Below are 13113 nucleotides of genomic sequence, written 5' to 3' on the forward strand. Positions count from 1 at the left end.
TCGCCGTACACGGGCACCAGGCCGGAGCGCCGCCACGGCTCACCGCCGCCGGTGCGGCACGACGACCGCGAACCCCCTCGACCACGTACGGCAGGACCAGCACCGATCGCATCGGACGCCCCGAAGAAGTCCGACGGGCTCATCCCGCCGGCCGGATGGAGATCGCCGTACCCGGCCGGTCCCGACGCCCGGCCGTACGGCACCGCCGCGACCGAGACCCCTCGGCCATCATGGTCCGCGCCCGCGTTCACAGGCCACGACTCCGGGCCGCCGCCTCAACACCCCCGGCGCCCCACAGGCGTTCAACGGGAACACCCGGGTCCGCACCGGTGACACGATGTCATCGAGTTTTTCACCCCTGCTCCGGCCAACGTAACGACCAAGTGGTCTGTACCAATTAGGGTGGGACCCGTGACTCGTCGCGCAAAAATCGTCTGTACCCTCGGCCCCGCCACCTCCTCCCCGGAACGCCTCCGCGAACTCATCGCCGCAGGCATGGACGTGGCTCGTTTCAACCTCAGCCACGGCAGCCAGGAACTGCACAAAGAGGTATACGACAGGGTGAGGGAGGCCGCCGCCGAACTCGGCCGCGGTGTGGGCGTGCTCGCCGACCTGCAGGGCCCCAAGATCCGCGTCGGAAAGTTCGAGGAGGGCCCCGTCCGCCTCGGTTTCGGAGACGTCTTCACCATCACCACCGAGGACGTCCCCGGTGACCGCGAACAGGTCTCGACCACCTACCTCGGCCTCCACAAGGACGTCCGCCCCGGTGACAGCATCCTCGTCGACGACGGACGCGTCCACCTGGAGGTCACCCGCATCGACGGCCCCCGCGTGACCACCCGCGTGATCATCGGCGGCATGATCTCCGACAACAAGGGCCTCAACCTGCCCGGAGTCAACGTCAGCGCCCCCGCCCTCACCGACAAGGACGAGGCGGACCTCCGCTGGGCCCTGCGCACCGGCTTCGACCTCATCGCCCTGTCCTTCGTCCGGCGCCCCTCGGACGCCGACGTCGTCCGCAACATCATGGAACAGGAAGCCGTCCGCCTCCCGCTGCTCGCCAAGATCGAGAAGCCCCAGGCGGTCGAACGGCTCCCCGAGATCATCGAGGCCTTCGACGGCATCATGGTCGCCCGCGGCGACCTCGGCGTCGAACTACCCCTCGAAGAGGTGCCGATCGTCCAGAAACGCGCCATCCAGCTCTGCCACGAGAAGGCCCGGCCGGTCATCGTCGCCACCCAGATGCTCGACTCCATGATCTCCGCCCCCCGCCCGACCCGCGCGGAGGCCTCCGACGTCGCCTACGCCGTCATGGAGGGCGCCGACGCCGTCATGCTCTCCGGCGAGACCTCCGTCGGCAACTACCCCATCGAGACCGTCCAGACCATGAGCCGCATCGCGGTCGCCGCGGAGAAGACCTCCCTGCACGCCACGCACAGCCTCGACCGGCTGCCCGAGACCACCGGAGGCGCCATCGCCCGCGCCGCGGCCGAGGTCGGCGCCATCGTCGGGGCCAAAGCCCTCGTCGCCTTCACCATGTCCGGCGAGACCGCCCGCCGCCTGGCCCGCTACCGCTCGCCCATCCCGCTGCTCGCCTTCACCTCCGCCCCCCACGTCCGCAACCAGCTGGCCCTCACCTGGGGCGTGGAGACCTTCGAGGTGCCCTTCGTCCACCACACCGACGACATGGTCCGCCAGGTCGAGGCCTCCCTGCTCGCCAACGCCCGCCTGGAGAAGGGCGACAAGGTCGTCATCGTCGCCGGATCCCCTCCCGGCACCGCGGGCTCGACCAACGCCCTGCGCGTCCACACCATCGGCGCGGCCGTCTCCCACCCCGCCTGACCAACCGCACCCAACCGGTACGGCCGGCGCCCCGACGCCCGCCGTACCGGCATCGTGGGCCAACGGCGGGTCAACCGTCGTACTCCCACGTCCGCAGGAACAACCTCCTGCCCTTCTCCTCACCGGGAATCGGCGGCGCCTCCGTCAGGGAGTAACCCGCCGCGCCCGCCACCGCCGCGCTCGCCGTGTTCTCCTTCTCGATCTCCAGCAGCAACCGGTCGATCCCCAGCGTGCCCCGGGCGAACTCCGTCATGACCCGCACCGCCCGCACCGCCAGCCCACGCCCCCGATGGGCCGCACCCACGCTGTAACCGATCTCCGCGACCCCCGAACCGGGCTCGCTCCACATCAGCAGCACCTCACCCAGCGCCGCCCCCGAGCCTTCTGTGATGGCCAGCTGGACGGCCTGCCCCGCCGCCCGGCGCTCCCGCGCACGCTTCAGATAGAGCCGGGCGGCCTCCAGATCGAACGGGGAGACCAGAGGCGTCCAGTAGGCCACCTCGGGATCGTCGAACAGGCCGACCATCGTCTCCAGGTCATCGTCCTCCCACTCCCGCAACACCAGGCCGTGCCCGCTCAGGCGGAGCTCCCCCGGGACGACACCACCAGTCATGTCTGCCTCTCAGATCGAAGGGCCGCAACCGCCGACTCTTCCCGATGCCTCCCCTCAGCGGCAAGTCGTCCACGCGGACCGTCAGTGCTTCGGGCCGACGAACTCGTCCAGCCTCTCGACGGCCTCCCTGCGGGCGACGGAAACGGTGTTCGGCTTGGGACGACTCCAGGCGACCCCGAGCATGTCGAGGGTCTCCTCACAGAGGGTGAGAATGTCACGGGATTCGTTGACGAAGAGGTAACGCGGATATTCGTACCACTGTGACCGGCCGCCGAACTCTCGCCGGACCCGGTTGTTCGATCTGCATCCGTCGGAGTGGAAAAGGCCCCGTGCAAGGCTGCCGGGATTGGCCTCGACGATCTCTCGCTGCCAGCTCTCCAGACTGATCCGGCGTTCGTGTTTCTTTCCCGGCCCGTGCTGGGGGAACAGGTGAGGCCAGTGCTTGGAGAAGCAGTTGATCTCTGTGCATCCCTGGCGGGGGAGCCTGCGGACCTTGTTGCCCGGTCTGATGACGGTGAGGGCTTGGACGCACTCCTCCTGGAGCCCGGGCCAGGCGTCCGCGCACATGATCCGTAGTGACCACACCTGTTTCGCGGGGTCTCCGACGGCACTGATACAGCCGTCACCGAGATAAAGGCCCAGAAGGTAGGCGTAGACGTCACCGGGTGTGGGAGGCTGCGGGATCTCCTGACACCGGGGACACGAGGCCGTACGGGAGGGCGGACGGTCGGGATGGTCCCGCCACTGCCTGACCGTCGCCCGGGAAACACCCGTCTGGCGACTGACCGAGCTTATGGTCTGCCCGGAATCGAGCAGCCGGAGCACTCTCTGACGCACAGTGAGGTGATACATGCGGAGAGTTTCGCAGGAGGGTGCGACAAAAACGCGCGGTGCGCCGAGGGGTCTGACCTTTGGTGCCCTGAGTGGGATTCGAACCCACACTAGATGGTGTTTGAGACCATTTCCTCTGCCGTTGGGATATCAGGGCATATTTCCGGACTTGTCCGGATTGTGTGCCGGTGGTGAGCTTACCCAGAACTGGATCGGCTGTGGGCACCGGCGTGGTTCTAATCTAGCGGACATCGGTACTCTCTTGCTCGTGAGTACGCAGCGGCGAGTGGTGATCGCGGAAGACGAGGCTCTGATCCGCCTCGACCTGAAGGAGATGCTGGAGGAGGACGGGTACGCCGTCGTCGCGGAGGCCGGGGACGGGGAGGCCGCCGTCGCGCTGGCCGCCGAGCACCGGCCCGATCTGGTGATCCTGGATGTGAAGATGCCCATCCTGGACGGAATCTCGGCCGCCGAGCAGATCGTGTCGCGGCGGATCGCCCCGTGTCTGATTCTCACGGCGTTCTCCCAGCGTGATCTGGTGGAGCGGGCGAGGGACGCCGGGGCCATGGCGTATTTGGTGAAGCCGTTCACGAAGTCGGATCTGGTGCCCGCGATCGAGATGGCGGTCAGCAGGCACGAGGAGATCGTGGCGCTTGAGCGGGAGGTGGGGTCGCTCTCTGATCGGCTGGAGACGCGCAAGCTGGTCGAGCGGGCGAAGGGCCTGTTGATGTCGGAGCACGGGTGGAGTGAGCCGCAGGCGTTCCGGTGGATTCAGAAGGCGTCGATGGATCGCCGGTTGAGCATGCGTCAGGTGGCGCAGATCGTGGTCGACGGGGTGTCCGGGGCCGGGGGTGCGCCGGGGGAGTGAGGGGCGGGCCCGGTGGGGAGGCCCCCCTTCCTTTAGGAAGGTTTCCTGTTTGTTAAGCCCGCGCGGCTCCGGTGACCCCGGTCTGACGCGGGCTTTTGCATCTTCGAAGTGATCTATGTGAGGGTGGTGATGCGCGTGGTGACCATGACTTTTGTCAGTTATAGCTGAAAAGAATCGGTGTAATAACGAAATAGTTACGGTGGCCTGTCCTGTATCGACCCGTGACATCCGCTGGCTGTACTAACCGACACAACCCCCTGGCCACTCCGTCAGGGAGGGCATCTGTGAACCCGCTCCCCATGAGGGGTCGGGCGAAAGGAAGGCAACCTTGCGGCCCAAGACTGCTCGCCTCGGTGGAGTGCTCGCTGCCGGTGTGGCGCTCACCCTCGGTCTCGCTGCTTGTGGTAACAGTGGCTCTGGGACCCCGCAGTCGGACGGTGGCTCCAGTTCCGCCGACTCCGCTGCCGGGACCGTCAAAATCGGTTTCATGGGTGACCTGACCGGCGCCAACGCGGGTATCGTCATTCCGCCGTGGAACGGCGCGAACCTCGTCGTCGACGAGTACAACAAGACGAACCCGGCTGTGAAGATCGAGCTGGTCAAGTACGACAGCCAGGGTGACGCCTCCAAGGCCGTCGCGCTGGCGCAGCAGGCCATCAAGAGCGACAAGGTCGCCGGCCTGATCGGCCCGGCGTTCTCCGGTGAGTCCGCGCAGGTCGCGCCGGTGCTCGAAGAAGCGGGTGTTCCGAGCATCACGGCCTCGGCGACGAACGCCAAGCTCGCGGAGAACGGCTGGAAGTTCTGGCACCGTGTGCTGCCGAACGACGGCGTTCAGGGTCCCGGTATCGCGGACTTCATCGCGGGTGCGGCGGGTGCGAAGAACGTCTTCGTCATCGACGACAAGTCGGAGTACGGCAAGCCGCTGGCCGACGCGGTCCGTACGCAGCTCGGCACCAAGGGTGTGAAGCTGACCAACGACTCACTCGACCCGGCCGAGAGCGACTTCTCCTCGGTGGTGAACAAGGTCGCGGCGGCCAAGCCTGACGCGATCTTCTTCGGTGGTTACTACGCGGCGGGCGGCAACCTGCTCAAGCAGCTGCGTGACAAGGGCGTGAAGGACGCGAAGTTCTTCTCCGGCGACGGTTCGCTGGACAAGGGCCTCATCGACGGCGCCGGCGCGCAGAACGCCGAGGGCGCCCTCGTCGGCTGCCCCTGCTACATCGCCACCCCCGATGTCACCGACCCGAAGGTGAAGAGCTTCGCCGACTCTTACAAGGCGAAGTTCAACGCCGACCCGGCGATCTACGCCTCTGAGGGTTACGACGCCGCGTCCGTCTTCGTCGAGGCGGTCAAGGCGGGCAACACCACCACCGACAAGATCAACGAGTTCATCAAGACCGTTGACCTGGCCGGTGTCTCCAAGCAGGTGAAGTTCGGCGACAACGGTGAGGTCGTCGCCAAGGACATCTACATCTACCAGGTCAAGGGCGGCGCCATCACGCTGCTGGGCAAGGCCACCGAGGCCAAGCTGGGCTAGGGACGGACCGCGAGAAGAGAAGGTAGTTGGCGCACGGGGAGCGGGATCGCCGAAGCGCGGTCCCGCTTTCTGTGTACTTCCACCAGAGTCCACGAGGTTCTGCTGGAAGCGGTGTGCTACCGGCAGTGCAGGCGACCCCCGCTAGAAGTGGTAAACCCTAGTGCTCAATGACTTCATCAATCAGTTCTGGCCGGCCACAATCGACGGCCTGGCCTTCGGTTCGATCTACGCCCTGATAGCGCTCGGCTACACCATGGTGTACGGCGTGCTGCGTCTGATCAACTTCGCGCACTCGGAAGTGTTCATGATCGGGACCTTCGGCGCGATGTTCGTCCCGTTCGTGTTCGGCATAAGTTCACCTCTGACCGGCATCGCGCTGGCCGGGGTGATCCTGCTGATGGTCGTGGCCGGGATGCTCGCCTCCGCGGGAACCGCGGTGGCGCTGGAGCGGATCGCGTACCGGCCGTTGCGCAAGCGTGGGGCCTCCCGCCTCGCGGCGCTCATCTCGGCCATCGGTGCCTCGATCTTCCTGCAGGAGCTGTTCGCGCTCCTGGTGATTCCGAACGTCTTCAACCGCCCGCAGCAAGGCCGCATCCAGATGGGCCTTCCCCGGTTGATGGAACGGAACGAGCTTTTCTCGATCTTCGGCCACTCGGTCCGGGCGGACCAGGTGCTGGTGATCGTGGCGGCGGTCGGCATGATGATCGCCCTTGACGCCCTCGTCAACCGTACGAAGATCGGCCGTGGTATCCGCGCCACCGCGCAGGATCCGGAGGCGGCGGTCCTCATGGGCGTCGACATCAACAAGATCGTCCGGATGACGTTCCTGATCGGCGGCGGCATGGCCGGTGTGGCCGGGGCGCTGTATCTGATCTCGTACGAGAACACGTACTACTACATCGGCTTCCTCTTCGGGATCAAGGCGTTCACCGCGGCGGTCCTGGGCGGCATCGGCAACCTGCGCGGTGCTCTGGTGGGCGGTGTGGTGCTCGGCCTCGTGGAGAACTACGGGGCGATCTTCGCGGGCTCCGACTGGAAGCACGTGATCTCCTTCAGCATCCTCGTCTTGGTCCTGATGTTCCGCCCCACCGGAATCCTCGGTGAATCACTCCAGCAGGCGCGCGCATGAACCAGAAGAATTCACTGGCAGATTTCCGTCACAGGCTCAGCCAGTACGGCGACGCCGTACACGAGCGCTGGCTGAACACGCCGGGCTGGCAGCGCTGGGTCGTCTACGTTCTCCTGATCGTCGGGGCGCTGCTGCTGCCCTCGGAGAGCATCGGCTCGTTCATGTCGCCCTACACGGACTGGGCGAGCATCCTGTTCTTCCCGATCGGCACCTATGTGGTGCTGGCCATCGGGCTCAACGTGGTCGTCGGTCAGGCGGGCCTGCTCGATCTGGGGTTCGTCGCGTTCTACGCGGTCGGCGGCTACGCGATGGCGTTGATCGGCACCAGGCTCGGCTGGAACTTCTGGCTGATCCTGGTCGTCGGCATCGGGCTGTGCGCCCTGTCGGGCATCACGCTGGGCGCTCCGACGCTGCGGCTTCGCGGCGACTATCTGGCGATCGTCACGCTGGGCTTCGGTGAGATCATCCGGATCACGGCGCGTAACACCGACGCGATCGGCGGCCCGAACGGCGTCCGCGGCATCCCGCACCCGCCGAGCTTCCCCGACATCACGATCGGTGACGTGGCGATCTTCAAGTACGGCGTGCTCGACCCGCGGCCCTACTACTACCTGCTGGTCGCGCTCGCGGTCATCGTGATCATCCTGGTGAAGCGCTGGGAGAAGAGCCGGGTCGGACGGGCCTGGGCGGCGATCCGTGAGGACGAGGACGCGGCCGAGGTCATGGGTGTGCCGACGTTCCGCTTCAAGATGCTCGCCTTCGCGATCGGTGCCTCGATCGGCGGCGCGATGGGCGTGCTGTGGGCGGCCAAGGCCATCTCGATCAACCCGAACGACTTCCAGTTCCTGCTGTCCGCGACGATCCTGGCCGCGGTGGTCATGGGCGGCGCGGGCAACCTGCCGGGTGTCATCCTCGGCGCGTTCGTCGTGGCGTGGCTGCCTGAGCGCTTCCGTGGCCTGCAGGACTACCGCATGCTGATCTTCGGCGCGGTGCTGGTCGCTCTGATGATCTTCCGGCCCGAGGGGCTGCTGCCCTCGCGTCAACGCAAGGCGGAGCTGCAAGAGGGATCGGGCGGGATGGGAAGCCTCGGCGCAGAGGTGTCCGGTCCCGAGTCGCATGGTGAGGAGGTGGCCTCCCGATGAGCACCGAGGTGAGCGGGACGGCCGGTGGGCGCGGTGGCCGAGCGATGCTGGAACTGCAGGGTCTTGTCATGCGGTTCGGCGGCGTCACGGCGCTGCGCGAGGTCGATCTGACCATCGGCGAGGGGGAGATCTTCGCTCTCATCGGTCCGAACGGCGCGGGCAAGACCACGGTCTTCAACGTGGTGACCGGGGTCTACCAGCCGACGGAGGGGCAGGTCCTCTTCCAGGGCGAGCGGATCAGCGGTGTCAAGCGCTTCAGGATCACCAAGCGGGGCGTCGCCCGTACGTTCCAGAACATCCGGCTGTTCCACAACATGACGGCTGTGGAGAACGTCATGGTGGGCGCGGACGCGCACCACCGTTCGGGCATGCTGAGCGTGGCTCTCGGGCTTCCCGCGCACCGCAGGGCGGAGCGTGAGGGGCGCGCGCTGGCGTTGGAGCTGCTCGACTTCGTCGGCATCTCGCACCGGGCGAACGACCACGCCAAGAACCTGCCCTACGGTGACCAGCGCAGGCTGGAGATCGCCCGCGCGCTGGCGACCAACCCGAAGTTGCTGCTGCTCGACGAGCCCGCCGCCGGTATGAACCCGGCGGAGAAGGTCGCCCTGCAGCAGCTGATCCGCGACATCCGCGACGCGGGGCGGACGATTCTCATCATCGAACACGACATGAGCCTCATCATGGGCATCAGCGACCGTATCGCGGTGCTGGACTTCGGCCAGAAGATCGCCGACGGCCTGCCGGACGAGGTGCGGAGCGACCCCCGGGTCATCGAGGCGTATTTGGGGGCTCCCGCAGATGCTTCTTGAGGTCAAGGACATCCACGTCCACTACGGAAAGATCGCGGCGCTCAAGGGCATCTCGGTCGAGGTGAACGAGGGCGAGATCGTCACGCTCATCGGCGCGAACGGGGCGGGCAAGACCACGACCCTGAAGACGATCTCCGGTCTGCGTGGCCTGACGTCGGGCAGCGTCGTCTTCGACGGCCAGGACATCAGCAAGATGCCGGGTCACAAGAGGGTCCTGGCGGGCCTGGGGCAGGCGCCTGAGGGCCGGGGGGTCTTCCCCGGTATGACGGTGCACGACAACCTGCTCATGGGTGCCTACACCCGTTCCGGTGACTTCGACGCGGACCTGGCCGAGGTCTACGAGCTGTTCCCGAGGCTCGCCGAGCGCAGGACGCAGATGGGCGGCACGATGTCCGGCGGTGAGCAGCAGATGCTGGCCATCGGGCGCGCGCTGATGGCCAAGCCGAAGGTGCTGCTGCTCGACGAGCCGTCGATGGGGCTGGCGCCGCTGATGGTGCAGCAGATCTTCTCGATCATCGAGGAGATCAACCGCCGTGGGACCACGGTGCTGCTGGTCGAGCAGAACGCCCAGCAGGCGCTGAAGCTGGCGCACCGGGCCTACGTCCTGGAGACCGGCAAGGTGGTCAAGAGCGCGCCCGCCGCCGACCTGCTCAACGACCCCGACGTGCAGGCCGCCTACCTGGGCGGCGGGCTCGGGCACGAGGCCTAGGAAGGGGTTCCACGTCCTCGCCGCGCGTGTGCGGCGAGGACGTGCCCGGCCTAGCCCAGGGGGACGGTCGCGCCCTGGGTGGTGCCGCCGACGCCGAGGGGCGGGTCGCCGTACAGGCGGACGCCGGTGATCTTCGCGTCCTTGGGGACGTCGAACCACAGGTCCATCTCGATCCTGACCTCGGCGCCGAGCGGGAGGGTGTCCGGCTGGCGTTTGATGGCCTGGGCGAACCTGTCGACGGCGTGGGCCGTGCCGTCGGCGGTGAGGAGCCGCTGGCGGCCGGCGACGAAGCGGGAGTTGGTGCGGCCCGGGTTCTCGGCGACGATCCGCACGACCACGTACTGGCCCTTGGCCTGCCACTCGCCGTGGCTGCCGACGAACCCGCTCAGGCCGGTCTGCAGGCCGATCACCTGGAAGCGGATGTCGCCGTCCGTCACGGGCGCGGCGGTGACCGGGTGCTCGCCCGGCCGTACCGGGCGGGGCGTCAGCTGGTAGGTGGGCGAGGGGGAGGGGGCCGCGGAGGGCTGCCCCGAGCACGCGGTGAGGAGCGCGGTGGCCAGGACGGCACCGGTCAACGTCTTTGGGAGGTTGCGCACACCGGGCAAGGTAACCGAGGCGTGGGCTGTTCCTCAATGCACTTTCCCCATGGATTCGGGGAGTTTCGTAGCGGCCTTTACCCCACCTGAAGTGCGAAGATAGAATATTTGCACCGTTTTGTGGCTTGGTGATTTCCTGTCCCGGACCGTATTGGGTGGCAGTGTTGACCACTCGGCGTCCGAAGGTGTCAAGGGCCTGGTGGGGCATGATACCGATCATGGTGGCGCCGAAAGGGGTTGTTGTCCGAATCGTGTTGTAGCGGTGATCCATACGTCCGTACGGGTGGGCAGTATTACCCGGAGGTAACTGTCCACGATGTGACTCTGACCGAAGGAGGCCTTGTGGGCCTGAGTTTTGTTTCCCGTCGTGTGCTCGCGGCGGGGGCGGTGGTGGTCGCCGGCACGTTCGGCCTCGCGGCCTGCGGTACCGAGAACACCGGAGGTTCCTCCGCGAGCGCCCCCTCGGAGGGCGGCGTGAAGGTGGTCCACCCTGGCAAGCTGACCACCTGCACGAACCTTCCCTACGAGCCCTTCGAGTTCAAGGAAGGGGACAAGACCGTCGGCTTCGACATCGACATCGTCGACCTGGCGGCCAAGAAGCTCGGCCTGACCCAGGACGTCGTCGACATCGACTTCGCCGTCATCAAGAGCGGCGCGGCGATGGCCGCGGGCAAGTGCGACGTGGCGGCGGCGGGCATGACCATCACGCCCGAGCGCAAGGCCAACATCGACTTCTCCGTTCCGTACTTCGACGCGACCCAGGCGCTGCTCGGCAAGAAGGGCATCGGGATCAAGACCCTTGAGGAGGTCAAGGCGAAGAACCTGCGCCTGGGCGCGCAGGCCTCGACCACGGGCCTGGAGTACGTCAGGAAGAACGGCTTCGACCCCAAGGAGTTCGCGGACTCGCCCAAGGAGCTGCTCGGCCTGCAGTCCGGCCAGGTCGACGTGATCGTCCAGGACCTGCCGGTCGTGCTGGCCTGGCTGAAGAAGCCGGAGATCGCCGACAAGTTCGAGCTGCTCGCCAGCCTGGACACCGGTGAGCAGTACGGCATCGGCCTGAAGAAGGGCGCCGACCCGGCGCTGCTCAAGGCCGTCGACGAGGCGATCACCACGGCCAAGGCGGACGGAACCTACGAGAAGCTCTACGTCAAGTGGTTCGGTAAGAAGCCCGGAGAGCTCGGCTGATCCATGACCGACCAGTCAACGACGGCTGAGAAACCGGGTCCGGCGGGGCGCGCCCGCAGGACCCGGCTCAGTCCGCGAAAGAGACAACGCGTCAGCCGGGCCGTCCAGTACGCCGTGCTGGTCGCCGTGGCCGTGTTCCTCGTCCTGCGCATCGACTGGAACAGTCTGGCGCAGAACTTCGCCAAGCCGGAGATCGCCGCCGAGGCGTGGCCCGAGGTGATCACGGTCGCGCTGAAGAACACGATCATCTACTCGGTCGGCGGTTTCGTCTTCGCCTTCCTGTTCGGCCTGCTGCTGGCCCTGATGAGGATGTCGTCGGTGCTGCCGTACCGATGGCTCGCGATCGCCTACATCGAGGTCTTCCGGGGCCTGCCCGCGCTGCTCATCTTCCTGCTCATCCTGTTCCTGCCACAGGCGCTGCCCGGCTTCCAGGTGCCCGGCGACACCTACGGGCAGGGCATCCTGGGCCTGACGGTCGTCGGGTCCGCCTACATGGCCGAGACGCTGCGCGCGGGCCTGCAGGCCGTTCCCAAGGGCCAGATGGAGGCGGCGCGCTCGCTGGGCATGTCCCACGCTCGCGCCACGGTCAGCATCGTCATCCCGCAGGCCGTGCGGATCGTCATCCCGCCGACGACCAACCAGTTCGTGTCCCTGCTCAAGGACTCCTCACTGGTGCTGTTCCTCGGCGTGACCAGCGAGTACGTCGAGCTCACCAAGTTCGGCAACGACCTGGCCTCCACACACGCCAACGCCACGCCCATCCTGGTCGTCGGCATCACGTATCTGCTCGTCACGATCCCGCTGGGTTACCTCGCGAACCGGCTGGAGAGACGGCAGGGGAGGGGACGGCGATGACCGAGCCGACGACCCAGGCGGCCGCCCCCGTGGCGCACGCGGTCGAGATCAGGGACCTGCACAAGCGCTTCGGCAGGCTGGAGGTGCTCAGGGGGATCGACTTCGCCGTCGACCCCGGCCAGGTGGTGTGCGTCATCGGCCCCTCCGGGTCGGGCAAGTCGACGCTGCTGCGCTGCGTGAACCTGCTGGAGCAGCCGACCTCGGGCAAGGTCGTGCTCGAAGGCGTCGAACTGACCGACCCCGACGTCGACATCGACGCGGCCCGGCGCCGTGTCGGCATGGTCTTCCAGCAGTTCAACCTCTTCCCGCACATGACCGTGCTGCAGAACGTGATGATCGCCCAGCGGCGGGTGCTCAGGCGCGGCGCGGCCGAGGCCGAGCGGATCGCCAGGGAGCACCTGGCGAAGGTCGGCGTCCTGGAGAAGGCGGCCTTCTACCCGGCCCAGCTGTCCGGCGGCCAGCAGCAGCGGGTGGCCATCGCCAGGGCGCTGGCCATGAACCCCGCGTTGATGCTCTTCGACGAACCGACCTCCGCGCTCGACCCGGAGCTGGTCGGCGACGTGCTCACGGTCATGCGCAAACTGGCCGAGGAGGGCATGACGATGCTCGTGGTCACCCATGAGATGGCCTTCGCCAGGGACGTGGCCGACCGCGTGGTCTTCATGGACGGAGGCGTGATCGTCGAGGACGGCCCCCCGGACCAGGTGATCGGCTCACCCCGGTACGAACGGACCAGGAGCTTCCTGCGCCGGGTGCTCGACCCCACGCACACCGACGTGTGACCCTCGGCCCCGTACGGCCCGAGCCCGGAAGGGCCCGGGGCGGGCCGTACGGGGCCGAGCGAACACGAGCCCGGGGAGAGCCTTTGGCGCCGCGCAGGACTTCCCCGACCCTGCGCGTTTTCTACTCGGCTCCCCCACGGGCATCGATGTCACCCACCGTAGCGACTCCTGTGGCAAGAGTGCAAAAAGGGGAGGTCGGGTAATGATCGAAAACC

General features: G+C 67.1%; 13 protein-coding genes and 1 tRNA gene. 10 read left to right on the forward strand and 4 right to left on the reverse strand.

Annotation, left to right across the window (positions count from 1 at the left end):
- Positions 1–411 precede the first annotated feature (411 nt).
- Positions 412–1842, forward strand: coding sequence for a pyruvate kinase (gene pyk / locus ABT340_RS03635; protein WP_352009069.1), 1431 nt, complete (start codon positions 412–414; stop codon positions 1840–1842).
- Positions 1843–1912: 70 nt separating this feature from the next.
- Here the strand turns inward: pyk and ABT340_RS03640 are convergent, their stop codons facing one another.
- From ABT340_RS03640 to ABT340_RS03650, 3 genes are all read right to left on the reverse strand, one after another.
- Positions 1913–2455: a GNAT family N-acetyltransferase gene (locus ABT340_RS03640; RefSeq protein ID WP_352009070.1), complete on the reverse strand. Its 543-nt coding sequence runs from the start codon at positions 2453–2455 to the stop codon at positions 1913–1915.
- Positions 2456–2536: 81 nt separating this feature from the next.
- Complete coding sequence (locus tag ABT340_RS03645) at positions 2537–3292, reverse strand: helix-turn-helix domain-containing protein (protein ID WP_352009071.1); 756 nt, start codon at positions 3290–3292, stop codon at positions 2537–2539.
- Between the two features lie 75 nt (positions 3293–3367).
- A tRNA-Leu gene (locus ABT340_RS03650) sits at positions 3368–3443 on the reverse strand.
- A 129-nt stretch (positions 3444–3572) separates the two neighbouring features.
- On the opposite strand from ABT340_RS03650, the gene ABT340_RS03655 reads away from it, so the two are divergent.
- The 6 genes from ABT340_RS03655 to ABT340_RS03680 all read left to right on the forward strand — a co-directional run bounded on the left by ABT340_RS03655 (position 3573) and on the right by ABT340_RS03680 (position 9480).
- A complete protein-coding gene (locus tag ABT340_RS03655; protein WP_352009462.1) occupies positions 3573–4154 on the forward strand; it encodes an ANTAR domain-containing response regulator in 582 nt (193 codons plus the stop codon).
- A 373-nt stretch (positions 4155–4527) separates the two neighbouring features.
- The gene (locus tag ABT340_RS03660; protein ID WP_352009463.1) at positions 4528–5691 is read left to right on the forward strand and encodes a branched-chain amino acid ABC transporter substrate-binding protein; all 1164 of its coding nucleotides are present in this window, start codon (positions 4528–4530) and stop codon (positions 5689–5691) included.
- Between the two features lie 160 nt (positions 5692–5851).
- A complete protein-coding gene (locus ABT340_RS03665; protein ID WP_352009072.1) occupies positions 5852–6820 on the forward strand; it encodes a branched-chain amino acid ABC transporter permease in 969 nt (322 codons plus the stop codon).
- A complete protein-coding gene (locus ABT340_RS03670) occupies positions 6817–7962 on the forward strand; it encodes a branched-chain amino acid ABC transporter permease (RefSeq protein ID WP_352009073.1) in 1146 nt (381 codons plus the stop codon). Before ABT340_RS03665 ends, ABT340_RS03670 begins: the two co-directional genes overlap by 4 nt.
- On the forward strand, positions 7959–8771 hold the full coding sequence (locus tag ABT340_RS03675; RefSeq protein ID WP_352009074.1) for an ABC transporter ATP-binding protein: 813 nt from the start codon (positions 7959–7961) through the stop codon (positions 8769–8771). Before ABT340_RS03670 ends, ABT340_RS03675 begins: the two co-directional genes overlap by 4 nt.
- Complete coding sequence (locus ABT340_RS03680; RefSeq protein WP_352009075.1) at positions 8761–9480, forward strand: ABC transporter ATP-binding protein; 720 nt, start codon at positions 8761–8763, stop codon at positions 9478–9480. The genes ABT340_RS03675 and ABT340_RS03680 overlap by 11 nt, the downstream gene beginning before the upstream one ends.
- 50 nt (positions 9481–9530) lie before the next feature.
- On the opposite strand, the gene ABT340_RS03685 is transcribed toward ABT340_RS03680, so the two are convergent.
- Positions 9531–10076 (reverse strand): DUF4352 domain-containing protein, encoded by a 546-nt coding sequence (locus ABT340_RS03685; RefSeq protein WP_352009076.1) that lies wholly within the window; start codon positions 10074–10076, stop codon positions 9531–9533.
- Between the two features lie 342 nt (positions 10077–10418).
- On the opposite strand from ABT340_RS03685, the gene ABT340_RS03690 reads away from it, so the two are divergent.
- Genes ABT340_RS03690 through ABT340_RS03700 form a run of 3 tightly spaced genes read left to right on the forward strand, consistent with a single transcriptional unit; the run spans position 10419 to position 12898 of the window.
- Entirely contained in the window at positions 10419–11261 is an 843-nt protein-coding gene (locus ABT340_RS03690; protein ID WP_352009077.1) for an ABC transporter substrate-binding protein, read from the forward strand.
- Between the two features lie 3 nt (positions 11262–11264).
- Positions 11265–12116 carry an amino acid ABC transporter permease gene (locus ABT340_RS03695; protein ID WP_352009078.1) on the forward strand — a complete coding sequence of 284 codons (852 nt, stop codon included), beginning with the start codon at positions 11265–11267 and terminating at the stop codon, positions 12114–12116.
- On the forward strand, positions 12113–12898 hold the full coding sequence (locus ABT340_RS03700) for an amino acid ABC transporter ATP-binding protein (protein ID WP_352009079.1): 786 nt from the start codon (positions 12113–12115) through the stop codon (positions 12896–12898). Before ABT340_RS03695 ends, ABT340_RS03700 begins: the two co-directional genes overlap by 4 nt.
- Positions 12899–13113: the final 215 nt, after the last annotated feature.

Origin of the sequence: Streptosporangium sp. NPDC000239 (assembly GCF_040300765.1) — a bacterium.
Taxonomy (GTDB): Bacteria; Actinomycetota; Actinomycetes; order Streptosporangiales; family Streptosporangiaceae; genus Streptosporangium.